Genomic DNA, 22,545 nt, shown 5'->3' on the forward strand with positions numbered 1-22,545 from the left:
GCGTATGAATAGTTGAAAGCTAACGACTTCAACTATTCATAGCAAAGTCTTATATATTATTAGCAAGTCGGTCATAGTGCTCCTTATCTCTATATGAAAAAACCTTTGCAGGGTGGCCACCAGCAATAGCCATTGGAGGGATATCACTTACAACAACACTTCCTGCCTGAATGATAGCGCCATCGCCGATCCTCACACCACCTAACACAATGACATTAATCCCTAGCCAGACGTTTTTCCCTATAAAAACTGGCTTTTCAATATAAGTATCATCGTATGGAAGGTTGGTTCCGTGGTAGTTATGAATCTCAGAAATAATATGGCAACCAACACCAGAGTGAAAGTTATCCCCAATCACAACTTTCCCCTTACCTCGAATCATCATTCCATTAAAATGGCAATTTGATCCAATATGACTAGTTTTAGTGAATGCAGATTTTCCATTCACAAATACATTATCTCCGACACTCCCAACTTTTCTTAATGCCCTTTTATAAAGCCATTTTTTGATTTTTCTCTTTAATCCCATGTGCACTACCTTGATTTACTCATGACCGTAATATCCATTCAAAAGAGCAGTAAACTCTTCTTCACTCCAGTAGATGTTATTTCTCAGTTTCTCTTTATTAAAAGACCTTAAGAGCCTGTTCAAATTGCTTTCTTTCCACTGTTGACCCGATTGTTGCTTGCACTTGTCAAAATCGATAATCCAGACCTTACCTTCACTATCTAAAAGGATGTTATGAATATTCAGATCGGTATGATTAACACCAACATCGTGCATTTTACGGATTTCTAGGCCGATTTTTTTGTAGTCTTCATTAGATAAGTGTTCCACCTGTAGCTTATCAACAAGATCGCTTGCCTCTGATATTTTTTCACTCAATAAGTCTGCTCGATAAAACAAGCCTGTTTGTTCTACTTTAGCGGCAATAGGACGAGGAACATTAACGCCAGCGCCACGTAATTTTTGAAGCAGAGTGAACTCGGCGTAACTGCGAGTTCTTTCTAAGCCTAGGAACAAATATTGGTCTCGGACGATCTTTCCGAACAAGCCACCTCGGTGGTAGTGTCGTAGCGCTGCAATCGTACTTTGAAGCTTGATAAACCACGTAGTGCCTCGCCCACTAGCGCTGCCAACGATGGCATTACAACTCCGCCAGTAGTTGATATCAAACAAACTCTCTATGGGCTCAGTGATCAAGCTTTCGTCGTACCATAAATGCGTATTGTTTTCTTGATAGTGCTTCATCACGCCCCTCAGAAAAAGAGAATATAAGACCATGTAAAGGCAGCAAATAGTAATGCTACAAAAACAGCAGCAGAACCAATATCTTTTGCTCGACCGCTTAATTCGTGTTTTTCCACACCAATCCTATCCACAACCGCCTCAATCGCAGAATTAATCAGTTCAACAATCAACACCAAAACAACAGTACCGAGCATCACGATACGTTGTATTTGCGAAACGTCTAACCAGCAGAGCAGCAACACAGCGGCCATCAGCAAAGCTAATTCTTGTCGAACCGCGGCTTCATGTTTCACTGCAGCCTTCAAACCTTGAAGTGAATAGACGCTGGCTTTTAAGATCCTTTGAATGCCCGTATTTCCAGGCTTTCCTGAAACGGTTTCTGTTTTCTTCTTGTCCTTATTCACTTGAATTTCTCGTGCTTACATCATAGCGCCATTTTACATTGTTCTATTGGGGGAACAATCCAGTAAGGAGCTTTTGCTGCTCTTCGTCGGTGCAAGACCTCGTCAACTGACTTCTTTCAGAAAATGAAGGCTTCAAGTAACATAACAACCAATACCAAACGAATTACTGGATTACTTATGAAGATTGCATTGGTCCATTTAAGACACGCATACTCTGGCGGAGTTGAGCTGTACCTCAATCAAATGGCGAGATACATGGCAGAGAAAGGGGAAGAAGTCACCATTATCTGCCGCTCTCATGCCGATACACCTCCTCACCCTGACGTTAAGTTTGTGAAGCTGCGCGGCTTTAGTATCGGTAAAAGCCATCGCCTTTGGAAATTTGCGAAAGCAGTAGAAAAGCACGTCAATGAATCTGACTATGATCTGGTGTACGGCTTAGCTCACGCGTGGACACACGATGTCTTAAGAATTGGAGCAGGTACAAGCCTTCATATGGCACGCTCCTTAAATAAGCCAATGCGTATTAAAGATAGAGTGACACATCTGATTGAGCAAAAAGCAATGGCCCCCGGAGCCTACTACCATGTCATTAGTAATTCACATAAGAGTGCTCAAGAAATCCAAGAAGCGCATCACGTGCCTAAAGAAAAAATCACGGTAATCCACAACTTTGTCGATACGAACCGCTTTGATGCACAACGAATCGAAAAAGGGGCGTTAGAGCTTAAGCAACAAATGGAGCTTGATCCTAACAAACCAATTTTCTTATTTTTAGGTACTGGCTACGAGAGGAAAGGGCTAAAGCAAACCCTCACTGCATTTTCCAAACTGAACATTGATGCTCAATTGGTGATTGTTGGTCGAGAGACTCACGAGGGCGAGTACATTAAATTTGCGGAAAACCTTGGGATACAAGACAAATGTAAGTTTATGGGAGAAGACAAACGACCAGAGCTCTACTTTACGCTAGCTGATTGCTACGTGCTACCAACTCTCTATGAACCTTTTGGCTTTACGGTGATCGAATCTCTCGCATGTGGCACACCGTCTATTACCACTGAAAACTGTGGTGCGAAGGAGGTCCTCAATCCAGAAGTGTCGAGCGTCATTGGAGCCGACGTGAACCCAGATGAACTAGCAAAAGCTATGGCGTTCTGGGCTGATAAAAAACGTACGACCAATGTTAGTGAACAATGCAGAGCATTGGCCTTAACAATGGATGTCGACACTGTATTGGAGAAAAACTACCAACAGCTGTTGGCGGTATACAAAATGAAGCAGCAGTCAGCGAACACCTAATTTAGGGTTTAGCTGATGCACCTGTAAAATCGTATTACTCTCTTAGCCTATTATTGTTGGCTAAGAGAGATTCTCTAACATCTTATCGAGCTTTTCTTGCACCTGCTCAACGGTAATTGCAGCCATTAAGTTATCCCCTTTCGCACGCGTGCCCCACGTGAGTGAGTCTACGGACTGGCCTTTTTGTTCTTCAACGTGTTGTTGGTAAACACTTACGACGTTCTCTAAATCGTTATAAGGCCCAGTGCGTCTCGGATCACTATGCGCATATAAACCAATCACAGGTGTCATTTGAGTCGTTGCCAAGTGAGCAGGACCAGAATCAGGGCTAATGACAACCGTGGCTTCACGCAATACAGCTGTCAGTTGCTTTAAGCTTGTGTCTCCGACAATATTAGTGACCGGTTGCTCACATAGTGATTCAATCTTATGTGCTAATTGCTTTTCTCTTTCCGCAGGTGAGCCACATAGGATCACATGAAGTCCCAAAGACGATGCGTAATCGGCGATGGCTGCATATCGCTCCACTAACCAGTTACGAGAATCCTTGCTTGCTGCAGCAGAAATCACAACACACTTTCTACCTTGGGTAATGCCTTTCGCGTAATCGACTGATTCACTGGGTAATGGGATATTCCACGTTGGATGGCTGAATGGAACACCAATGTACTTAGCAAATTCAGCCATGTTATCTAACACGTGCATTGCCGTTGTGTTGGGTAAGTGACGATTAGTGAACCACCACTGCCCTTCTCTCGTCCTATTCTTGCTAAAACCCACTTTGTATTTTGCTTTGATCCCTAAAGACAAAACACTCGACCTCAAGGCTGCCTGCATGTGCAGCAAAACATCAAACTTAGTGCCTTTTAGTTGCTTCCACACGGCCTTCATTCCTTTAAGACCTTGTGACTTATCAAAAACAATCACGTTAATGTTGGGCAAATCGCCAATCAGTTGCGCCTCTATTTTACCGGTAATCCAGGTTATCTTGGTTTGCGGCCAATGCTTTTGAATCGCCTGAACCACTGAGATCGCATGGCAAACATCGCCAATAGCCGACAAACGCAATACACACAAATGAGACGGAGGTGAAGTGAATAAACTCATGATAATTTAGGCTTTTGGTTTAAGAGCATTACTGACATAGCTTGAAGTATTTATCGAGCGTCTTGATACAAATTAAGCTTTCCAATTGTTCATCCTGAAATTGGGCCACATGTCGATGCGCATTTTCAATCATAGCTTCAGCTTTATCAGGGTTTTCAAGGTAATAATTAATTTTCTCATCAAAGTCAGACCAATCATCTTTCACTTCAACATAATGAACACCTGGTTGTAATGTACCTTCCATAAACCACGTTTCAAAACGCATCTTAGGCGTCACTACGACAGAGTTCGAAGACATTGCCCACTTTAAATTGGTTGCAACATCGTTGCCTTCAAGGCAAATGATAAACTTGTACTTCAATTGCTCTTGAATGGACATAAAGTCTTTTTGCCATTCTGGGTGCTCTTGAGAAGGGTTGGATTGACCAGCATCCATCATAGGATTTTCAAACATTGCTTCCATAAATCGAATACGATGAACCCGTTTCACAAAACCACGGAAAACCGCCATATCTTTCTTATCGTGAAAGTCTAATGCGTCGTTTACAAACTGGAAGTGTCTACGCTTATTGAGTTTGAACAGAACCGAATTGTCGTTGTTACCCTCAATCGGCCTAGCCTTATAAAGCGTTGGGCAATCTTCTACGGCGACTTCATCCCCAAAGTAATAACAAAACGGATTAGTATCAGGGAAGTAACGGAGGAACTCTTTAAGATCATACGTATATGCACTTTGCCCTTTGTGTGAGAAACGACTCAAACTGGTCGATTTACTGGAATCCAGCTCGCTCGGAGTATTTACCTTACAATAGTAATCCACTCGTTCTTGAACCAACTCCGTTTGACCTTGAAACTTCTTTTCTAGTTTGTTTTTGTTGTAAGCAAAATACGCTCGTGGAGCAATGGTCAACAGCAGGTTTTTTATATAGTAAAAAAGTTTCATTAAAACGTTATGCCCTTATCAAACCTATGTTTGTAGGTGTTATCTATTCTCGATTCGATGATGTATCATATTACTACTTTTAAGCGTTTTTTGACACTTTTGACAAACACAACGAGCTGCATATGAAACAACAAGGTCATAGTGCCACACACGTCATTTATCCGGGAACCTTCGACCCTATCACAAACGGCCACCTTAACCTCATAGAGCGAGCAGCCCAAATGTTCGACTCTATCACTATTGGTGTTGCCGCTAGCCCTTCAAAGAAGACGATGTTCACACTGGAAGAACGAGTACAGCTGGTAGAGTGCTCTATTAGCCACCTTTCAAATGTCAATGTAGAGGGCTTTACTGGCCTACTCGTCGATTTTGCAAAAGTGCAAAACGCGAACATTTTAATTCGAGGCCTGAGAACTACTGTTGACTTCGAATATGAGTTTGGCTTAACCAGTATGTATAGAAAACTGCTACCTGGCCTAGAAAGTGTCTTTCTCACTCCGGATGACGAATACGCATTCTTATCCTCAACTATCGTGAGAGAAGTTGCTTTACATGGTGGTGAGATTAGCCGATTTGTTCCAGCTCCTGTTGAACTCGCACTTGCTCAAAAAACAAAGAAATAATTACTCGAATAAGAGAAAAGAATTGTTATGAACGTCTTAATTGTGTGCAAAGGCACGCTACCACCAGTGACATATGGCGGCACAGAGCGTGTTGTTTGGAGCCTTATCAAAGCGCTTCACCAACAAGGACATGGAGTTTTTATTCTTAACCCTGAACCTGTTGAATGCCCGTGGGCAACATGCATTACTCAACAGCCAAGCCTGTCTATTGATGAACAAATTCCTGATGAAGTGGATATCGTTCACTTCCATGTTGGTGGTAGCTGCACTAAAAAGCCTTATGTTATTACCCGTCATGGTAATAACACTGTTACCAAGAAAAACGATCCCAACTCAATTTTCGTTTCTCAAAAACATGCCCTAAACCATGGTTGTGAGGCTTTTGTATATAACGGCTTAGATTGGAGTGATTATCGCCAGCCAAGCCTAGATCCTAACAAGCGAATCAACCGTTATCATTTTTTAGGTAAAGCAGCGTGGCGCTTAAAAAACGTTCAGGGAGCGATAGACATTACGAGAAAAGCCAATGTCGCTTTAGATGTGCTAGGCGGACATCGCTTGAATTTCAAAATGGGCTTTCGTCTCACATTAGATCGCCATGTTAAATTTCACGGCATGGTAAATAACGAAGATAAATGTGACGTATTAGAAAAGTCTAAAGGGCTTGTGTTCCCTGTCACTTGGGAGGAGCCATTTGGGCTAGCCGTTACTGAAAGTCTGTTTATGGGGACACCCGTTTTTGCTACACCGTATGGTTCACTATCTGAGTTAATTAGTACACCTGATTTTGGCTCGCTATCAAATATTGAAGATGAACTTGCAGACGCTATCCAACATGGTGATTACAATCCAACATTGTGTCACGAATATGCTCGAGATACTTTTGATCATATTTCTATGGCCAAGGCTTACATAGAGAAGTACGAAAAAGTACTCAATGGAGAGGCTCTAAATAAGTTTCTTTCTAAGCCAGCAAAACAAGTTAAAAAGTTACCGTACTTTAGATAGCACACCAATTTTTGAGTCAACATGAAAGCATTTTGTATCACTTTAAAAGGCTGTGAAGACAGGCAAGAAACAACATTAAACACCCTAAAGAGAATCGGTTTAGACTGTGAAGTTTTCTATGGTGTCGATGCACGCAAAGACACTCATCCATTGTTGGATCACTTAGATCGACGTCAATTTGAATTCAACATGGGACGCCCATGTATCATCGGTGAGGCGGGTTGTTATGCGAGCCATTATCTACTATGGCAAAAATGCGTTGAATTAAACGAACCTATTATCATTTTTGAAGATGATCTCAGCATTGAAGACGAGTTATTCCTAAACACATTAAAGATCGTTAAAGAGAATATAGAAAATTGTGGTTATATTCGTACCGAAAACACCAGTAGTCGCGGCATGTTCTACGATACAAAACAATATGGCTCCCAACGCTTGGTTAAGTACTTAAAAGTACCACAATGTACAACCTCTTACGCCATAAGCCCCGAGGCGGCCCAAGCGTTTATCGAAGCAAGTAAGTCGTTCCAATTCCCTGTTGACGTATTTTTACGTAATACTTGGCTACATAAACAAGCCATGTTTGGAGTAAGACAAGCAGGCTTACGTGGCGGCAATAAACCATCTGTCATTGGTAATAGAAAACGCCAAGGCGATAAAGACTACCTCGTTGCTACAATGAAGCTGCTTAATAAAGCGAAAAGTATGACTCTAAATCTAGTGATGAATGGTTACCACCTCATCAAAATGGGCCGAGAGTACGGCCCAAAGAAGTTTAATAGCTAACACATTCTACTTCTGACATTCCCCACAAAAGAAGGTATTACGTTGGCCTATCTTTTGTTCTTGGAGAGCTTCGCCGCATTCTGGGCATGGCTCTCCGGCTTTTCCGTAAACTAATAACTCTTGTGCGAAGTAACCTGGTTTGCCATCTGCTTGGGCAAAGTCTTTCAGTGTGGTTCCGCCTTGTTGGATGGCGATCTCTAGCGTGGCTTTGATGTTCTCCACCAGCAATCGCCACTCCTTCTTGGCTAGCTTACCTGCGGGGCGAGTGGGATGGATGCGTGATTTAAACAAAGATTCGTTGGCGTAGATGTTTCCGACTCCGACGACGATTTTGTTGTCCATGATGAACTGCTTAACCGCAACACGCTTACCTTTGGCTTTCTCTGCTACGTAGTCCGCGTTGAACTCTTCGGTTAAAGGCTCTGGTCCCATATGACCTAAAACTGCATGTGGCTCATTGGGCGCGCTCCACAGCCATGCGCCAAAACGACGTGGATCGTTGTAGCGCAGCACTTTGCCATTGCTTAGTTTGAGATCCACATGATCGTGCTTTGCTGGAGGAAAATCAGCATCTAACACACGCAATGAGCCCGACATACCTAAGTGAACAATCGCAGTTCCTTCGTCTGTTTCTATCAACAGATACTTAGCGCGGCGACTGATATTACGAATCACCTGCCCTTCTAGCTTTTTAAGTTCTTGCGGGATATCCCAACGCAGCTTCGGAGTTCTGAATACAAATGCTTTGATCGTTTGGCCAATCATATGTGGGCTGATGCCCATTCGGCTTACTTCAACTTCAGGTAATTCAGGCATTTGATTCTCCTTACAACGCTAAGAACTTTGATACTGGGTGGCTAGCATAATCGAAAAAAGTTAAGACAAATACAGGTTATGCAAAGGGTTATTGGCAATAACGTTACTTGGTATCAAGCTAGTTAGCTATTAAGTTACTTGGGCATGATGTAATTGCCATCGACAGAAATCGCAATCCATTTCCCTTGCCAGTTTTTAAACAACCAAAAATCATCAAGACGATAGAACGTCACTCGCTGTGGCTCCTCGAGCCCTTGATACCAAATTTCGATGCTTTCCGGTGATGATAAACGCGGCTTTAACTGCTCGTATTGCTCTGATGTCAGCTCAGTACCTTCCAATGACTGCCAGCGAGTCACAAGCTCTTGTACGGGAATATTGGCTTTAATGTTCGATTGCCATTGGCCATTCTGCTTATCTAATTCCCAACCGGCATAGTAGATAGCACTGACGTCATGATCGGAGCGCAGCAAGTTTGGGTAAGGATCCGCTGGTTCTTCAATAAGGTAAGATTTGATCCATGTTGGTGCATTGAGGATCAGCATAAATACGATGATGCCTAGGATAAGAATGTTGTTCCAACGGCGGCGGCGAGCCGGACTTACACGCATAGTGGTTCCTAATCTCAAGTAGTTAGAGACAAACTATCAAAGCTCATCAATCTTGACTAGAACATCTGTATGCAAACGTGGTGAGGATGGAAATGAAGGGGAGATGGAGGAATTTGAGGTAATAAAAAACCCAACTCGAAAGCTGGGTTTTTCAAATCATCAAAGAGATAAAACCAATTATTTGATTTTAGCTTCTTTGTACATAACGTGCTGGCGTACAACTGGATCAAATTTCTTGATCTCAAATTTGCCTGGCATGTTACGCTTGTTCTTATCAGTTGTGTAGAAGTGGCCTGTACCTGCTGAAGATACTAGACGGATTTTCTCACGAACGCCTTTCTTTGCCATTGCCTATTTCCTCTTAAACGTTTTCGCCACGTGCACGCATATCAGCAAGAACAGTATCAATACCCTTCTTGTCGATGATACGCATACCTTTTGCAGATAGGCGTAGTTTAACAAAACGTTTTTCGCTCTCTACCCAGAAACGATGAGTTTGTAGGTTCGGCAGAAAACGACGCTTAGTAGCATTTCGTGCGTGTGAACGGTTGTTACCCGTTACTGGACGCTTACCAGTTACTTGGCATACTCGTGACATGAATGTCTTCTCCAAAATCGTTTCAGCTCGATATCAACCTTGGTGGCCGAACCTCTCTATTTCTTGGAAAGAAGTTAGAGGTTAAGAACCGCTATGGAAAATCCATACAAGGCTATCAAAGGTCGCGCATTATACTAACTTGATATGCATTGCTCAAGACCCGAACAGATCCTTTTTACAGGTTTTCGTGATCTTTTTTTAGACAGCAGGTTTTTTCTAGCAGTCCAAGCTGAATTCAGTTAAAAATTTAGTGGCGAGGATGATAGCAGATTTTTAGCAACTAACAACCTAAAAAACGCACAGTTATATCCAACCTCTTTCGGCAAAAGAGACGCTTTCCCCATCTCCGATAACGAAATGGTCCAAAATTCGAATATCCACCAGCGCTAAAGCGTCGATTAAACGCCGGGTAATCCTTCTATCTGCTTGGCTAGGTTCCGCCACACCTGATGGGTGGTTGTGGGCCAGAATCAATGCAGCAGCGTTGTGGTGTAAGGCGCGTTTGACGACTTCTCTCGGATAAACCGATGCGGCATCGAGTGTTCCTTCGAATAAAATCTCATCTTTTATTACCCGATGTTGGTTATCTAAGAAAAGAATGTAAAAAGCCTCTCTTTGTCGGTCTCTTAATATAGAAGAAAGATAAAGTTTGGTTTGTTCTGGGCTGGTTAACGCATCACCACGCTTTAATGTCTCGGCTAAATAACGTTGCGTCATTTCCAAAACGGCTTGTAACTGCACGTATTTCGCTTGCCCTAGCCCTTTATGTTGGCAAAACTCTTTCTCTGAGGCAGAAAACAACTGGCGAAGCGATCCAAAGTCTTGGATCAGAAAGTCCGCTAATTCGATGACGTTCATACCTTGTGTACCGGTGCGCAGGAAAATAGCCAGTAATTCGGCATCCGACAACGCTTGAGGTCCGCGTTTAAGTAATTTCTCTCTGGGCATGGACTCGTTGGGCAAGGTTTTCAGTGTCATTAGGCGGTTCTCTCTATATGTGAGCGCCTATTGCACAAAATAAAAAGCGAAAGTCGAACCTGACTTTCGCTTTTTTCGTTAACCACTGCTTTTCTATGTAATCGAGCGATCCATCAAAGCTTGAAGTTTCCAACCAGATCGTGAATTTCAGATCCTGACTGCGACAACTGAGTACTGATGCCTTCCGCATGCTGAAGCGTGTCATTAATACGATTCACGATTTGCTGAATCGCCACTAGATTCTGGTTGATGTCCTCAGCAACCGCACTTTGCTCTTCTGCTGCAGAAGCGGTTTGGATACCCATATCTCGAATTGTACCAATAGAATGGTGCACGCCAGACAGCGATTGCTGAATCATAGAGGACTCTTCAACCGTCTTCGCTCCACGCTCTTGGCTCGCCGCCATGGTAGTCACTGCTCTTGATACACCCGTTTGTAACTGCTTGAGCATATCGCCAATCTCATGAGTACTGTTCTGAGTTCGACTTGCTAGCGAGCGAACCTCATCAGCCACCACGGCAAAACCACGACCTTGTTCACCGGCACGCGCAGCTTCTATCGCTGCATTCAATGCGAGTAAGTTGGTCTGCTCGGCAATTTCTCCAATTACATCGAGCACCTTGGTAATTTGCTCGGTTTGTTGACTCAGTTCTGCAATCGCCTCAGAGGTGCTGTTCACTTCATCGACTAACTTGCTAATGCCATCAATCGCTTGATCGACTTCGCGCTGCGCTTCAGTAACTTGTCCATTCGCATCATCAATCGCCTGCGCCGTAGCATTGGTATTACTAGCGACTTCTTTAGCTGTCATGCTCATTTGCGTTACGGCCGTCACCACCTTATCGGTTTCCAGACAATGGTTTTGCATTTGAGCACTGGCTTGAGAGGTTTGCTGATCCAATTGTCCAGAGACGCTTTGGACTGTATCGGCAGAGCGCTGAATGTCCTGCATAAGCGGATGCAACTTATCCATAAACTCATTAAATGCCGAGGCCACCTCACCGACTTCATCTTTACTCTCAATTTTCAGACGAGCCGTCAGATCACCGCCACCCGCAGCCACATCTTGTAATGAGGCCGCAATGTGTTGCAATGGTTGAATGCCTTTCGACACGATAATACTGGTAAGCACGCTAGTGATAATAAGACCAATGACCGAGATGGTTACCGCAGAGAGCGTATGTTCATTCAACTCTTGTGTGCGCAGTTCACGCTGCATCGCCACTTGCTGATCAATATCATCAATATAGATGCCCGTACCCAGCACCCAGTCCCACTTAGACAAGTACTCGGCATAACCTAATTTTGGAGCTTGCGCATCGATGGTTGGTTTATGCCAAGAGAAATAAAGGAAGCCATCGCCGTTCTTAGATGCATCAATCAACCCACCAATCACTGCTACGCCATTTTCATCTTTCAAACCGATAAGGTTTTTACCTTCTAGAGACGGCTTAATCGCGTGCAGCGTGTTGACACCTTTCGAATCATAAGCGAAGAAATAACCGTCACTTTCAAAACGCATCGCTTTGAGAATTTCTTTTGCTGCTTGTTTGTTATTGCCGTTTACGTCCGTATCGTAAAGCGGCTTTATCGCTGTAACCCCCATCATCATGTAGGCTTGCAGCTCTTTCTTGCGTGTATCAATTAACTCTTGTCTATCTCGAGCTAACTCTGCTTCTAAGCTATTACTGCCGTTGATGTAATAGACCACCGAGATCAATGTGGTGATCAACAACAAAGGGATCAGAGTCACCAGCAGCAATTTACTTCGACTTTTCAGCACCATCTTATTCCACTACCTCATTATTGTTATTTTTCCCCTTCTATCTTGCAGAGCGGGCAAAGATTGTCTGTGAAGTAAGCAAAAGTTTTATATAAGGCTCAGCAATTAATATTCTGTAGTTTGATATGGATTAGCTTCTCATCAGATTTGCTTGGGCGATGAGAGATTCAGTTGTGCTAAACTCGTCGCCAGAAAAATTGGAGATCTCACATGCAAACACTAGCAGGAAAGAAAATTCTACTCGGCATCAGTGGCGGTATTGCCGCGTATAAATGTGCGGAGCTAACCCGTCGCCTAATAGAAAGAGGCGCGCAAGTTCAAGTAGTGATGACCAAAGCAGCGAAGGAGTTCATTACTCCCTTAACCATGCAGGCAGTCTCTGGGCGTCCGGTGTCGGACAGCTTGTTAGACCCAGCAGCAGAAGCGTCGATGGGTCACATTGAACTGGCAAAATGGGCAGATTTGGTTCTTCTTGCACCTGCAACCGCAGATTTGATTGCACGTATGTCGGCAGGCATGGGTAATGATTTGCTCACCACGTTAGTACTTGCGACAGATTCACCAGTAGCGGTATCTCCGGCGATGAATCAACAGATGTACCGCAATGTCGCAACTCAAGAAAACATCGCGACACTGGCACGCCGTGGTATGCACATCTGGGGCCCTGCGGCCGGTGAGCAAGCATGTGGCGATGTTGGCCCTGGTCGAATGCTAGAGCCAATGCAGTTAGTGCATCTGTGTGAGCAGTTCTTCCAACCGAAACTATTGGCAGGAAAATCAGTATTGATCACCGCAGGTCCAACTCGTGAAGCGATTGACCCAGTGCGTTACATTTCTAACCACAGCTCAGGAAAGATGGGCTTTGCACTAGCAAATGCAGCAGCACAACTAGGTGCGAAAGTCACACTAGTCAGTGGGCCTGTCAGCTTGAATACGCCAGCAGGTGTTGAGCGTATCAATGTTGCGAGTGCACAAGAGATGCATGATGCAGTAATGGCTCACGCGCCTAGCCACGATGCTTTCATTAGCTGCGCCGCCGTAGCCGATTACCGTCCAGAAAACGTGGCGTCTCAAAAGTTGAAAAAGACCGAAAACAACGATCAGATGACCATCAACATGGTCAAGAATCCTGATATCGTAGCGACCGTCGCCAATATGACTGAGCAACGTCCATTCACAGTTGGTTTTGCAGCAGAGACCAACGACGTAGAAACCTACGCTCGCGGTAAACTGGTAAAGAAAAACCTCGATATGATTTGTGCGAACGATGTTTCTGTTGAAGGCCAAGGTTTTAACAGTAACGACAACGCCATCACTTTATTCTGGCCAGAAGGCGAGCAGGCGTTGGCACTAGAATCCAAAGAAGCGCTAAGTTTCAGAATTTTGGAAAAAATGCACGAATTGATGTAATTGCCATTCGCTTTTCATAGAAAACTGGCACAAATTTGGTACAAACATGACAAGTGAGGGTGTTAAAGCTCCCATTACCTCCTCACTGGTCTAGTTTGATGCCAAAGAGCGTCTTATAATCCCCTCCGCTCAACTTTGTATTTTGAAAGGAAGTAACTAAATGGCCGGCAGTAAAAAATCCAATCGTCGTGAAGAAATCTTGCAAGCTCTCGCGCAGATGCTTGAATCTACAGAAGGCGCTTCACGCATTACTACGGCAAAATTGGCGAAACAAGTCGGTGTTTCAGAAGCGGCACTTTACCGCCACTTCCCAAGTAAAGCTCGCATGTTTGAAGGCTTGATTGAGTTCATTGAAGAAGCACTCATGACTCGCATCAACCGCATTTTGGATGATGAGAAAGACACGCTAGAGCGCATTCGTATGGTAATGCACCTTATTCTGGCATTCTCAGAACGTAACCCAGGTTTGACACGCATTCTTTCTGGCCATGCTCTAATGTTTGAAAATGAGCGCCTACGCGATCGCATCAACCAACTGTTTGAACGCATTGAAACACAGCTTCGTCAGATCCTGCGTGAACGTAAGATCCGTGAAGGCAAATCGTTCCCAGTGGAAGAGCGCATTTTGGCGGCTCAAATCCTAGGACAAGTTGAAGGCAGCTTGAACCGCTTTGTTCGTAGTGATTTCAAATACCAACCAACTGCGAACTTTGACGAGTATTGGGCACTTCTTAGCGCACAAATTAAGTAGAGATTATGAGTAAAGACAAATTCACTAAGCCGGAGTTTTCTCTTTCCCTTCTCCATCCTCGTAACTGGGGCGTTTGGCTCGGCTTTGGCTTTTTGGCTATCGTGGTCAATATCCTTCCATACCGCATGCTGCTATCGTTAGGTCGCACACTTGGTCACCTTGGTATGCGTTACGGCAAAGGTCGTGTCCATGTTGCGACACGTAACCTTGAGTTAGCTTTCCCAGATAAAACGCCTGAAGAGATCCAACATATCGTTGAAGAGAACTTCAAAAACACCGGTATGGCGCTGATCGAAACCGGCATCACTTGGTTCTGGCCAACGTGGCGCTTCAAAACTCTGATTATCGAGAAAGATCTGGGTGCGCTGCATGAGAAAAATGCAGAAGGCAAAGGCGTATTGCTGTGCTGCGTGCACGCACTCAATCTTGAAATCACGGCGCGTGCCTTTGCAGTACTTGGTGTGGCGGGTTACGGCGCATTTCGTCCGCACAACAACCCTGCATACAACTTCATTCAGTACTGGGGTCGCACGCACAACGGCAACAAGCTGATTGATCGTAAAGACGTTAAACAGATGATTCGTGTTCTACGTAGCGGTGAGCGTTTGTTCTACTTACCGGACCACGATTACGGTCGTAACAAGTCGGTATTCGTGCCTTTCTTCGCAGTTGAAGACGCTTGTACTACAACTGGCACCAGCATTCTGGCTTACACGTCTAAGTGCTCGATTATTCCGGGCTCAGGCTTCCGTAATGAAGATGGCAAGTATGAAATCATCGCTGATAAGTGCATTGAGGACGACTACCCGCAAAAAGACGAAGTTGCGGCAGCGGCTTACATGAACACTTTTGTGGAAGAAGTGATTCTGCGCGCACCAGAGCAGTGGATGTGGCTGCACAAACGCTACAAGACCATGGCTGATGAAAATGCGCCAAAAGGCATTCGCTATAAGTAAGTGATAAAGACAAAAGAAAGGGGCTGATGGATATCCACCAGCCCCTTTTTCTTTAATGATGAAACAACAATTAAATGCCGTATTCTGCGCGGTACGCTTTTACTGCTTCTAGGTGCTCTTTGTCTGTACCTTTCTCTTCAAGGAAAGTCACAAGGTCAGTCAGGCTTACGATTGAGATGATTGCACAACCAAAGTCACGCTCTACTTCTTGAATCGCAGACAGCTCACCTTTGCCTTTTTCTTGGCGGTCAATCGCAACTAACACACCTGCTAGGTCCGCACCATTTGCTTGGATGATTTCCATTGATTCACGAATCGCGGTACCTGCTGTGATTACGTCATCTACTAGCATGATACGACCTTCAAGCGCCGAGCCTACAAGGTTACCGCCTTCGCCGTGGTCTTTTGCTTCTTTACGGTTGAAGCAGTAAGGCGTGTCGATGTCATGGTGATCCGCTAGCGCTACTGCAGTTGTCGTCGCGATTGGGATGCCTTTGTACGCAGGGCCAAACAGTACATCAAACTCAATGCCTGAATCTGCAAGCGCTGCTGCGTAAAAACGACCAAGACGCGCTAGGTCACGACCAGTATTGAAAAGACCAGCGTTAAAGAAGTACGGGCTTTTACGGCCAGATTTCAAAGTAAACTCACCAAACTTAAGAACTTCTTTCTCAAGTGCAAACTCAATAAATTCACGCTGGTATGCTTTCATTATTTTCTCTCTAAATACAGGCTTGGTATCCATATTCCCAAGCAGTTAATAAACACTAATGCGTTATCTCCTAAGTAGATGGATTTACAGCTAGGCAGCAAGTTTTTCTATCCCTATGAGCATAGTCTTCCTATGTAAATAGGTCGGACTGGCGCTCCAGTAGAAAAGCGCAGCGAACAACGCTGTAGATTCATATACGACGGAGATAAAAAAATAGCCCCCATAATGGGAGCTATCTAAATCAATTGGCTAACGCCGCCTTCTGCGCTGCGACAATTTCTGTAATGCCGACTTTCGCCGACTCTAACAGTGCCATCAGCTGCTCATGACTGAACGGTTCACCTTCTGCGGTGCCCTGAATTTCAATCATCTTGCCTTCTTCCGTCATTACGACGTTCATGTCTGTGTCTGCCGCTGAATCTTCAACGTACTCAAGGTCACACAGAACATCATCACCTAGCAAACCAACTGAAACTGCCGCTACGTGGCCTTTCATTGGGTTTGCTTTTAGCTTGCCGCTATCGACTAGGTGTTGGAACGCATCTGCCATTGCAACGCTTGCGCCGCTGATAGATGCAGTGCGAGTGCCGCCGTCTGCTTGGATAACATCACAGTCAACTGTGATCATAAACTCACCCATCGCTTGCAGATCAACCACAGCGCGTAGGCTGCGTGCGATCAAGCGTTGGATTTCCATTGTACGACCACCTTGCTTACCGTTCGCTGCTTCACGACGCGTACGAGAGTGAGTCGCACGAGGTAGCATGCCGTATTCAGCCGTTACCCAGCCTTTACCTTGACCTTTTAGCCAACGAGGCACAGATTCTTCAACGGTCGCATTACACAACACTTTGGTGTTACCAAATTCAACTAACACTGAGCCTTCAGCGTAAGCTGTGTAGTTACGAGTAATTTTGATTGGGCGAACTTGATCCGCCTTGCGATCGTTTGGACGCATGGGCATCTACCTTAAGTAATGAGGAGAAGACGATTTGGTTGGGCGCAGATTATAACGGAATCGATTAAATAAAGCTATCTGGACAATCTCGACTCAGAATAGCAAAGCCACTGCCATCTTGCTGTGCTACTATTGCGGGGTAATTTTCAGCAAATTAGAAGACAGGAAAATTCAATGATTTACAGTATGACAGCGTACGCGCGTAAAGAAGTGAAAGGCGATTGGGGCAGCGCAGTGTGGGAAATCCGCAGTGTAAACCAACGCTACCTAGAAACTTACTTCCGTATGCCTGAGCAATTCCGTGCTCTTGAACCAGTACTGCGTGAGCGTTTTCGTAAGCGCCTAGCACGCGGCAAAGTAGAATGTAGCCTGCGTTTTGAAGCGAACCCAGCAGCAAAAGCTGAACTAAGCATCAATGAAACACTGGCAAACCAAGTGATCAAAGCCGCTGAGCAAGTGATGCACATGACTGGCGAGCTAAGCCGCATCAACCCATTCCAAGTAATGCAATGGCCTGGTGTGATGGAAACGCCAGAGCAAAACATGGATGAAGTTAACAAAGAACTGCTTGCTGCTTTTGACGAAGCAATCAGCGAGTTCATCGAAGCGCGTGGTCGTGAAGGCGACAACATGAAAGCACTTATCGAGCAACGCCTAGAAGCGATCACATCAGAAGTTGTGAAAGTGCGCGCACGCATGCCAGAAATCCTAGAGTGGCAACGTGAGCGTCTGTTCTCGAAATTTGGAGATGCGAAAGTAGAGCTAGACCCATCTCGCGTTGAGCAAGAGCTTATCCTTCTGGCACAGAAATCAGACGTAGCAGAAGAGCTAGATCGTCTTGATTCTCACGTGAAAGAGACCACAAACATCCTGAAGAAAGGTGGCGCAGTCGGTCGTCGTCTAGATTTCATGATGCAAGAGTTCAACCGTGAATCGAACACGCTAGCGTCAAAATCTATCAGCACAGACATCACTGCGTCAGGTGTTGAACTGAAAGTTCTGATTGAGCAAATGCGTGAACAGATCCAGAACATCGAATAATAAAAGACCTCGATGAGATATCTAAAGAGCCTCGCACTGCGGGGCTTTTTATTTGCTAATGCTTCACTTGCTTCCTATATATAAAACCAATAGTCTTGTGTGGTTACTTCTAAACCATTGAATCGCTATGACTCGTCCGCATTGCTTCGTCCTGCAACATGACTCCCCTATTTCTTTCTATCCTGATAAAAATCAGTTGATGATTGATGGTGAGGAGATTCATTTAGAGCCGTTGCAAGCAAGACTGCTGAGCTACTTTATTGAGAACCGTGGGAAAGTACTGAGTACCCAGAAAATCGCCGATGATGTCTGGCAAAGGACGCAAGTTTCCGACAACTTGGTGAGACAAGTCATTAGTCTACTGCGCAGTCAGCTTCATGACAAAACGCGTCCGTATCGCATCATTCAGACCATACCTAAGCAAGGTTACTTATTTGATATCGAAGTGACTGAGCCAAGCATAACGCCCACTCCAATCACTGAAGAAGCCGTTGTATTTACTCGCACCTCTAAGCCTAAAAACAAGCGCTTAGTTTTAGCTGTAACGGCAATCCTGACTGTTGGAATTATTGCGGCTTGGGCAGTGCAAAATGGTGACACCACTGATGACACAACGGTGATAACAGCACAACAAAGTGACGTAGTGCCCGTTTATATTCATGATATTACGCTTGATTCCACCAGCGACTTTGAAATGGCAGAAAGCGTATATAACTATCTCTTCTATGGGCTAAATTCAGCCAAAAACCTATCCGGTTATCACTATTCTCAGTTATCCCAACAAAGTAAGCAGTCTCTTGCCAATCACGGTGTTGAGCTCAAAAGTTGGATTAAGAAAGTAGAAGGCAATTATGTGCTTAGCGTCTTGGTGCAAAACAACCATCAACCCAACCAGAGCCAAAAGGTTGAAAAGACCTTTAACCAAGATAATTTCTTCGATGCTATAGGCGATGTGATTTTAGAAATCAAAGCCATCATTGCACCAATGAGTTCCGATTACGAAGTGGCTAGCCACCGCGTGACGTCCATCAGTAACTATGACGATTGGAAAGTGATCTCTAAAGGGATTTCTCTTTTCTATCAAGGTAAAGGTGGTCCCGCTTTTTCGGATATTGCTCAGCAGCTTAATGCGATTCAACAGCAAGGGCGAGACAGCTATTTGGTTAGTGCTTTATTGTCCTACTCTGAATCTTTAGCTTACTTACGCGAGCACAAACAAGAAGACCGAGAACAAGCACTTCACTCGGCTAAGCAGGCGTTCGAACTGAACCCACGTTGTGATATTGCCAACCTCACTCTGGGGCTTGCTTTGCTTATCAACCAGCACCCTAATCAAGCTTTCCCGTACTTGTTTTATGCAGCAGAAAGCACGCCAAGTCCAATCAGTTTTTACTTACTCAGCATGGCTGATAAACTCGCAGATAACCCGAAAGGCTCGCAATACAATTACCAACGCTATACTGAGATGAAAAAAGAACATAATGGGCAACTATTTGATCTTATTGAATCTTCACAAAAAGCAAACCTATTCCAAACAGCAAAGTAGCCTCAAATAAAGCGGAGTGAAAAATCGCTGCTCTCGCCTATTGTTCAGTCATCCTCCCCAATGTTGATGGGTATTCTGGATGTTTGATTTTTGTTTGGAGTTCAACTCGCTTGCCTTGCATCAAGCGTAAAAAACGTGCCTTCCACATACTTGTAAACCAAATCATTCATTTCTTGGGATACACACATGTTGAAGAAGTTTGCCTTTCAGATCATTCCAATCCAGATCTTTCTGTTCGTCTTTTGGTTCAAAAATGGCTTTATCGATAAAGTGATGGGCGTGCTACTTGGCATCATAACGCCTGATACCGCCTATGCAGGTGATACTTGGGCTGGCTGGAAAGGTTATATCGTTGGAACTTGGGATAAGAGCCAAGTCGGTCATGCACTGCTGAGCCCAACGTTTGACTTTATGTTCCCGATTCTCATTGCTTTGCAGTGCTTACCGTTTTTATTGGTAATTCGCTCGGTGCTGACAGGTGAGTTTATGGCTGGTAAAGAACGTCCGTGGCTACTCTATGCGGCTTTTGCATCTCTGTTCGTAACGGGTTGTATGGCTTTCACCCAAACCATTACAGGTGCAAGTGATGGACAATATCTCTGGCAATTTATTGGCTTTAACATGGTTGCCATCATGTATCTGCGTAACGAGCAAGGTAAATAGCATTACGTCAAAAGCCCCTATCGAATGGGGCTTTTTCATGGTGTTTAGTCGGTGTTAAGCATTGGTGTTCTTCATACAATGTTCACATAGCACAGGCTTTTGCTCTGCAGACTTCAGGCGAAAACGCTGCCAGAAAGCAGGCTCAGCTTTAGTCACAAAAATACCGCCCAGTAATGGCAGCAGCAGAGCGACAGAAACCAACGACAAACTGTTACCCGCAATCCATGTTGAAAGGCTCAGCGCAATCAAAGGGAAAAACAGAAAGCAGATCGAGGCGGTAAACGGCGTCGACACTTGTCCAAGCTTAAAGTACGCCACGATGCCACCGACGCTAGCAAACATACCGAGATAAATCACAGCGGCAATCGAATCCATCGAGAACTGAGAAAGATCCGGCTGTTCGACGATCAGTGAAGTGATAAAGAGCAACGCAGAGGCAACAAAGCTTGGAAAGGCGTTGTAAGTCAGCACTGGAATGCCTTTACAGAACTTTTCAACAAACACGTACATCACCGAATGAATCGCGACCGCCCCACCTAAAGCGAGAAAACCCAGCAGGTAATCCTCTCCACCCAAACTCATCTCTTTCGCTAAAATCAAAACTAAGCTCAACACCGCGACTAAAAGACCAGCAATCTGAGATTTACGTAACCTAAGTCCAAGGAACAGGCTCGATGTCACCATCACCGCAATCGGCATGTTGGCGAAGATGATCGAAGCAAGACCCGATGAAATGTATTGTTCACCAAAAATCATTAAGGTAAATGGAATCGCGAAATAGAAAATCGCAACGACGAACATCCAGAACACTTTGCCTTTCGGGAAGAACAGAGGTTGTTTAAGGTGTTTCGCCAACATGATTAATAACGGCGCGGCAATCAGAAATCGCAGTCCGGTCGCAAAGATAGGCGGAATAGTTTGCACTGCCACTTCCATCGCAAACCACGTGGTGCCCCAAATCAAGCACACAGACACAAACAAGACAATTGGTAGATGCTTATACGTCATGGCGACCTCCCGCTTGTCGGTTGATAACAAGGTTTGGTAGGCACGCAGCAAGATGCTCGGTACGAGCAATTAGATTGGTTTTCATTTTTCATTCCCATCACAGGATGGTGCAAATAGAGAGCTATTTACACGCATAACAAATTCACACGACAATTCGTGCAGTAACATTGTTGGCAGCGAAACGCTGCGAGATAGGAATTAAGCTATCGGAGGGCGATAGTGAGAGTGCATGTCAGCACTGGTGTAGAGCGTGGCTTTGCTTACCGCCAACTCATCTCGGAATGGAGCTTCATAAGATCTTGGCTGAGTTTCGACAACAGCCGTACCCGATGCGTGACCATGGGAACAACACTGCTTCTCAAAGCATGTTCCGCCCGGCTCGCAACACCCCGGCTCACTCTTTTCTGCCGAGCTAAAGGTCAAATCACAAAAACTGATATGCAAAGACTCTGTTGCTGATGCAATGTGATTTGCTGCGCTTGATGGCGTTTCTGCACGAGCAATACCGCTTGAAAGCGCAAATGCAATCAAGACACTCAGCAGAAAATACATTGTCGATGTGCATTTCGCTAGCATCACAATCTCTCATCAAAGCAGTTATAAAGGGTTAGCGTGAAGATACTCATCAACAAGACAAGAAACAAGATGGCTTGAGATGACTTTACACTTTTTTACCCCCACGCCATCAAGGTGTGATTTCCCTTCACACAAAAACAAAGCCTCGCATTAGGCGAGGCTTCACGTTATTCGTCTTTTTCAGCGGTTTGATTATCTATATACGGCCAATAATGATGGCCTACTCGAATAACCAAGGTTGCCGCCGCCAAGATAAACGCGGCTAACGAGAGCCATACAATCATCACCGAATCGAGCTCTTTCATACCAAGTGTGATGTAGCGAGCAATCGCCATCATGGCAATGTAGATCGGGTATCGAACCGGTATCTTACCGTTCATCACGAACTGCCCAACCATAGCGAGCACTTCCAGATAGATGAACATTAATAAGATGTCATCGAGTGCAACACGCTTCTGGACGTAAATGTGGACAAACTCTTCCACCATCGCCCACACAGTTGCCAGAGTAATGGCGACTAAAAGCACAGCTTCGAGCAGATGAAAGACTTTCAGAAAGGGACGACTGAATGATTTAGGTAAATGCGACGGCATGGCCAACTATCCAAACAAATCAAAGGAATAAGTTTGCAGTGTAGCACGCTATTTTAAAGAAGCTGAAGACAGAAAATTATCGGAAATAAAAACGCTCCAACCCAGTGGAGCACTTTTAT

26 protein-coding genes are annotated in these 22,545 nt (G+C 44.6%); 10 read left to right on the forward strand and 16 right to left on the reverse strand.

The window, feature by feature from the left end; genetic code table 11:
* Positions 1–49 precede the first annotated feature (49 nt).
* The 3 genes from A9237_RS07230 to A9237_RS07240 are packed head-to-tail and all read right to left on the reverse strand — an operon-like array spanning position 50 to position 1,656.
* Positions 50–529, reverse strand: coding sequence for an acyltransferase (locus tag A9237_RS07230; RefSeq protein WP_078607950.1), 480 nt, complete (start codon positions 527–529; stop codon positions 50–52).
* 15 nt (positions 530–544) lie between these two features.
* The gene (locus tag A9237_RS07235; protein ID WP_078607951.1) at positions 545–1,252 is read right to left on the reverse strand and encodes a 3-deoxy-D-manno-octulosonic acid kinase; all 708 of its coding nucleotides are present in this window, start codon (positions 1,250–1,252) and stop codon (positions 545–547) included.
* A gap of 8 nt (positions 1,253–1,260) precedes the next feature.
* Entirely contained in the window at positions 1,261–1,656 is a 396-nt protein-coding gene (locus tag A9237_RS07240; RefSeq protein WP_061007867.1) for a diacylglycerol kinase, read from the reverse strand.
* A 177-nt stretch (positions 1,657–1,833) separates the two neighbouring features.
* Between A9237_RS07240 and A9237_RS07245 the strand changes: the two genes are divergently transcribed.
* Complete coding sequence (locus A9237_RS07245) at positions 1,834–2,958, forward strand: glycosyltransferase family 4 protein (RefSeq protein ID WP_078607952.1); 1,125 nt, start codon at positions 1,834–1,836, stop codon at positions 2,956–2,958.
* Positions 2,959–3,018: 60 nt separating this feature from the next.
* On the opposite strand, the gene A9237_RS07250 is transcribed toward A9237_RS07245, so the two are convergent.
* Complete coding sequence (locus A9237_RS07250; RefSeq protein ID WP_078607953.1) at positions 3,019–4,065, reverse strand: glycosyltransferase family 9 protein; 1,047 nt, start codon at positions 4,063–4,065, stop codon at positions 3,019–3,021.
* A gap of 28 nt (positions 4,066–4,093) precedes the next feature.
* A complete protein-coding gene (locus tag A9237_RS07255) occupies positions 4,094–5,008 on the reverse strand; it encodes a glycosyl transferase family 90 (RefSeq protein WP_038893820.1) in 915 nt (304 codons plus the stop codon).
* 122 nt (positions 5,009–5,130) lie between these two features.
* On the opposite strand from A9237_RS07255, the gene coaD reads away from it, so the two are divergent.
* Genes coaD through A9237_RS07270 form a run of 3 tightly spaced genes read left to right on the forward strand, consistent with a single transcriptional unit; the run spans position 5,131 to position 7,425 of the window.
* Positions 5,131–5,631, forward strand: a complete 501-nt coding sequence (gene coaD, locus A9237_RS07260) for a pantetheine-phosphate adenylyltransferase (protein WP_045415483.1) — start codon at positions 5,131–5,133, stop codon at positions 5,629–5,631.
* Between the two features lie 27 nt (positions 5,632–5,658).
* Positions 5,659–6,639, forward strand: a complete 981-nt coding sequence (locus tag A9237_RS07265; RefSeq protein WP_078607954.1) for a glycosyltransferase — start codon at positions 5,659–5,661, stop codon at positions 6,637–6,639.
* A 21-nt stretch (positions 6,640–6,660) separates the two neighbouring features.
* A complete protein-coding gene (locus A9237_RS07270) occupies positions 6,661–7,425 on the forward strand; it encodes a glycosyltransferase family 25 protein (RefSeq protein WP_078607955.1) in 765 nt (254 codons plus the stop codon).
* Positions 7,426–7,431: 6 nt separating this feature from the next.
* Here A9237_RS07270 and mutM read toward each other — a convergent pair whose 3' ends face one another.
* From mutM to A9237_RS07300, 6 genes are all read right to left on the reverse strand, one after another.
* Positions 7,432–8,241 carry a bifunctional DNA-formamidopyrimidine glycosylase/DNA-(apurinic or apyrimidinic site) lyase gene (gene mutM / locus A9237_RS07275; RefSeq protein WP_078607956.1) on the reverse strand — a complete coding sequence of 270 codons (810 nt, stop codon included), beginning with the start codon at positions 8,239–8,241 and terminating at the stop codon, positions 7,432–7,434.
* 134 nt (positions 8,242–8,375) lie between these two features.
* Positions 8,376–8,852 (reverse strand): hypothetical protein, encoded by a 477-nt coding sequence (locus tag A9237_RS07280; RefSeq protein ID WP_039841302.1) that lies wholly within the window; start codon positions 8,850–8,852, stop codon positions 8,376–8,378.
* Positions 8,853–9,029: 177 nt separating this feature from the next.
* Positions 9,030–9,200 (reverse strand): 50S ribosomal protein L33, encoded by a 171-nt coding sequence (gene rpmG / locus A9237_RS07285; protein WP_004410866.1) that lies wholly within the window; start codon positions 9,198–9,200, stop codon positions 9,030–9,032.
* A gap of 13 nt (positions 9,201–9,213) precedes the next feature.
* Positions 9,214–9,450 carry a 50S ribosomal protein L28 gene (gene rpmB, locus A9237_RS07290; RefSeq protein WP_005384783.1) on the reverse strand — a complete coding sequence of 79 codons (237 nt, stop codon included), beginning with the start codon at positions 9,448–9,450 and terminating at the stop codon, positions 9,214–9,216.
* Positions 9,451–9,753: 303 nt separating this feature from the next.
* Complete coding sequence (gene radC / locus A9237_RS07295) at positions 9,754–10,428, reverse strand: RadC family protein (protein ID WP_009707940.1); 675 nt, start codon at positions 10,426–10,428, stop codon at positions 9,754–9,756.
* Positions 10,429–10,541: 113 nt separating this feature from the next.
* A complete protein-coding gene (locus A9237_RS07300; protein WP_005428591.1) occupies positions 10,542–12,215 on the reverse strand; it encodes a methyl-accepting chemotaxis protein in 1,674 nt (557 codons plus the stop codon).
* A gap of 207 nt (positions 12,216–12,422) precedes the next feature.
* On the opposite strand from A9237_RS07300, the gene coaBC reads away from it, so the two are divergent.
* The 3 genes from coaBC (at position 12,423) to A9237_RS07315 (ending at position 15,329) form a co-directional block, all read left to right on the forward strand.
* Entirely contained in the window at positions 12,423–13,622 is a 1,200-nt protein-coding gene (coaBC, locus tag A9237_RS07305; RefSeq protein ID WP_009707942.1) for a bifunctional phosphopantothenoylcysteine decarboxylase/phosphopantothenate--cysteine ligase CoaBC, read from the forward strand.
* Positions 13,623–13,782: 160 nt separating this feature from the next.
* A complete protein-coding gene (gene slmA, locus A9237_RS07310) occupies positions 13,783–14,373 on the forward strand; it encodes a nucleoid occlusion factor SlmA (RefSeq protein WP_005434407.1) in 591 nt (196 codons plus the stop codon).
* Positions 14,374–14,378: 5 nt separating this feature from the next.
* Entirely contained in the window at positions 14,379–15,329 is a 951-nt protein-coding gene (locus A9237_RS07315) for a Kdo(2)-lipid IV(A) acyltransferase (RefSeq protein ID WP_078607957.1), read from the forward strand.
* Between the two features lie 70 nt (positions 15,330–15,399).
* Here the strand turns inward: A9237_RS07315 and pyrE are convergent, their stop codons facing one another.
* Both pyrE and rph read right to left on the reverse strand, forming a co-directional pair.
* Complete coding sequence (pyrE, locus tag A9237_RS07320) at positions 15,400–16,041, reverse strand: orotate phosphoribosyltransferase (RefSeq protein ID WP_005379384.1); 642 nt, start codon at positions 16,039–16,041, stop codon at positions 15,400–15,402.
* A gap of 241 nt (positions 16,042–16,282) precedes the next feature.
* On the reverse strand, positions 16,283–16,999 hold the full coding sequence (rph, locus tag A9237_RS07325; RefSeq protein WP_005430192.1) for a ribonuclease PH: 717 nt from the start codon (positions 16,997–16,999) through the stop codon (positions 16,283–16,285).
* 174 nt (positions 17,000–17,173) lie between these two features.
* On the opposite strand from rph, the gene A9237_RS07330 reads away from it, so the two are divergent.
* The 3 genes from A9237_RS07330 to A9237_RS07340 all read left to right on the forward strand — a co-directional run bounded on the left by A9237_RS07330 (position 17,174) and on the right by A9237_RS07340 (position 20,249).
* A complete protein-coding gene (locus A9237_RS07330) occupies positions 17,174–18,040 on the forward strand; it encodes a YicC/YloC family endoribonuclease (RefSeq protein WP_078607958.1) in 867 nt (288 codons plus the stop codon).
* A 127-nt stretch (positions 18,041–18,167) separates the two neighbouring features.
* A complete protein-coding gene (locus A9237_RS07335; protein WP_078607959.1) occupies positions 18,168–19,586 on the forward strand; it encodes a winged helix-turn-helix domain-containing protein in 1,419 nt (472 codons plus the stop codon).
* Between the two features lie 186 nt (positions 19,587–19,772).
* Positions 19,773–20,249, forward strand: a complete 477-nt coding sequence (locus A9237_RS07340) for a hypothetical protein (protein WP_078607960.1) — start codon at positions 19,773–19,775, stop codon at positions 20,247–20,249.
* A gap of 54 nt (positions 20,250–20,303) precedes the next feature.
* On the opposite strand, the gene A9237_RS07345 is transcribed toward A9237_RS07340, so the two are convergent.
* From A9237_RS07345 to A9237_RS07355, 3 genes are all read right to left on the reverse strand, one after another.
* The gene (locus tag A9237_RS07345) at positions 20,304–21,257 is read right to left on the reverse strand and encodes a DMT family transporter (RefSeq protein ID WP_078607961.1); all 954 of its coding nucleotides are present in this window, start codon (positions 21,255–21,257) and stop codon (positions 20,304–20,306) included.
* Between the two features lie 198 nt (positions 21,258–21,455).
* The gene (locus tag A9237_RS07350) at positions 21,456–21,833 is read right to left on the reverse strand and encodes a hypothetical protein (RefSeq protein ID WP_078607962.1); all 378 of its coding nucleotides are present in this window, start codon (positions 21,831–21,833) and stop codon (positions 21,456–21,458) included.
* Between the two features lie 167 nt (positions 21,834–22,000).
* Positions 22,001–22,426, reverse strand: a complete 426-nt coding sequence (locus A9237_RS07355; protein WP_010650185.1) for a phosphate-starvation-inducible protein PsiE — start codon at positions 22,424–22,426, stop codon at positions 22,001–22,003.
* Positions 22,427–22,545: the final 119 nt, after the last annotated feature.

Source organism: Vibrio owensii (assembly GCF_002021755.1).
GTDB classification, from domain to species: Bacteria; Pseudomonadota; Gammaproteobacteria; order Enterobacterales; family Vibrionaceae; genus Vibrio; species Vibrio owensii.

Coding starts and splice junctions, on each gene's coding strand:
- A9237_RS07315 (WP_078607957.1), top strand. CDS start 14,379: ATGAGTAAAGACAAATTCACTAAGCCGGAGTTTTCTCTTTCCCTTCTC.
- radC (WP_009707940.1), bottom strand. CDS start 10,428: ATGACACTGAAAACCTTGCCCAACGAGTCCATGCCCAGAGAGAAATTA.
- A9237_RS07355 (WP_010650185.1), bottom strand. CDS start 22,426: ATGCCGTCGCATTTACCTAAATCATTCAGTCGTCCCTTTCTGAAAGTC.
- A9237_RS07255 (WP_038893820.1), bottom strand. CDS start 5,008: ATGAAACTTTTTTACTATATAAAAAACCTGCTGTTGACCATTGCTCCA.
- A9237_RS07345 (WP_078607961.1), bottom strand. CDS start 21,257: ATGACGTATAAGCATCTACCAATTGTCTTGTTTGTGTCTGTGTGCTTG.
- rpmB (WP_005384783.1), bottom strand. CDS start 9,450: ATGTCACGAGTATGCCAAGTAACTGGTAAGCGTCCAGTAACGGGTAAC.
- A9237_RS07335 (WP_078607959.1), top strand. CDS start 18,168: ATGACTCGTCCGCATTGCTTCGTCCTGCAACATGACTCCCCTATTTCT.
- A9237_RS07230 (WP_078607950.1), bottom strand. CDS start 529: ATGGGATTAAAGAGAAAAATCAAAAAATGGCTTTATAAAAGGGCATTA.
- A9237_RS07265 (WP_078607954.1), top strand. CDS start 5,659: ATGAACGTCTTAATTGTGTGCAAAGGCACGCTACCACCAGTGACATAT.
- A9237_RS07270 (WP_078607955.1), top strand. CDS start 6,661: ATGAAAGCATTTTGTATCACTTTAAAAGGCTGTGAAGACAGGCAAGAA.
- coaD (WP_045415483.1), top strand. CDS start 5,131: ATGAAACAACAAGGTCATAGTGCCACACACGTCATTTATCCGGGAACC.
- A9237_RS07235 (WP_078607951.1), bottom strand. CDS start 1,252: ATGAAGCACTATCAAGAAAACAATACGCATTTATGGTACGACGAAAGC.
- A9237_RS07300 (WP_005428591.1), bottom strand. CDS start 12,215: ATGGTGCTGAAAAGTCGAAGTAAATTGCTGCTGGTGACTCTGATCCCT.
- rpmG (WP_004410866.1), bottom strand. CDS start 9,200: ATGGCAAAGAAAGGCGTTCGTGAGAAAATCCGTCTAGTATCTTCAGCA.
- mutM (WP_078607956.1), bottom strand. CDS start 8,241: ATGCCTGAATTACCTGAAGTTGAAGTAAGCCGAATGGGCATCAGCCCA.
- A9237_RS07250 (WP_078607953.1), bottom strand. CDS start 4,065: ATGAGTTTATTCACTTCACCTCCGTCTCATTTGTGTGTATTGCGTTTG.
- coaBC (WP_009707942.1), top strand. CDS start 12,423: ATGCAAACACTAGCAGGAAAGAAAATTCTACTCGGCATCAGTGGCGGT.
- A9237_RS07280 (WP_039841302.1), bottom strand. CDS start 8,852: ATGCGTGTAAGTCCGGCTCGCCGCCGCCGTTGGAACAACATTCTTATC.
- A9237_RS07245 (WP_078607952.1), top strand. CDS start 1,834: ATGAAGATTGCATTGGTCCATTTAAGACACGCATACTCTGGCGGAGTT.
- A9237_RS07350 (WP_078607962.1), bottom strand. CDS start 21,833: ATGCTAGCGAAATGCACATCGACAATGTATTTTCTGCTGAGTGTCTTG.
- rph (WP_005430192.1), bottom strand. CDS start 16,999: ATGCGTCCAAACGATCGCAAGGCGGATCAAGTTCGCCCAATCAAAATT.
- slmA (WP_005434407.1), top strand. CDS start 13,783: ATGGCCGGCAGTAAAAAATCCAATCGTCGTGAAGAAATCTTGCAAGCT.
- pyrE (WP_005379384.1), bottom strand. CDS start 16,041: ATGAAAGCATACCAGCGTGAATTTATTGAGTTTGCACTTGAGAAAGAA.
- A9237_RS07330 (WP_078607958.1), top strand. CDS start 17,174: ATGATTTACAGTATGACAGCGTACGCGCGTAAAGAAGTGAAAGGCGAT.
- A9237_RS07340 (WP_078607960.1), top strand. CDS start 19,773: ATGTTGAAGAAGTTTGCCTTTCAGATCATTCCAATCCAGATCTTTCTG.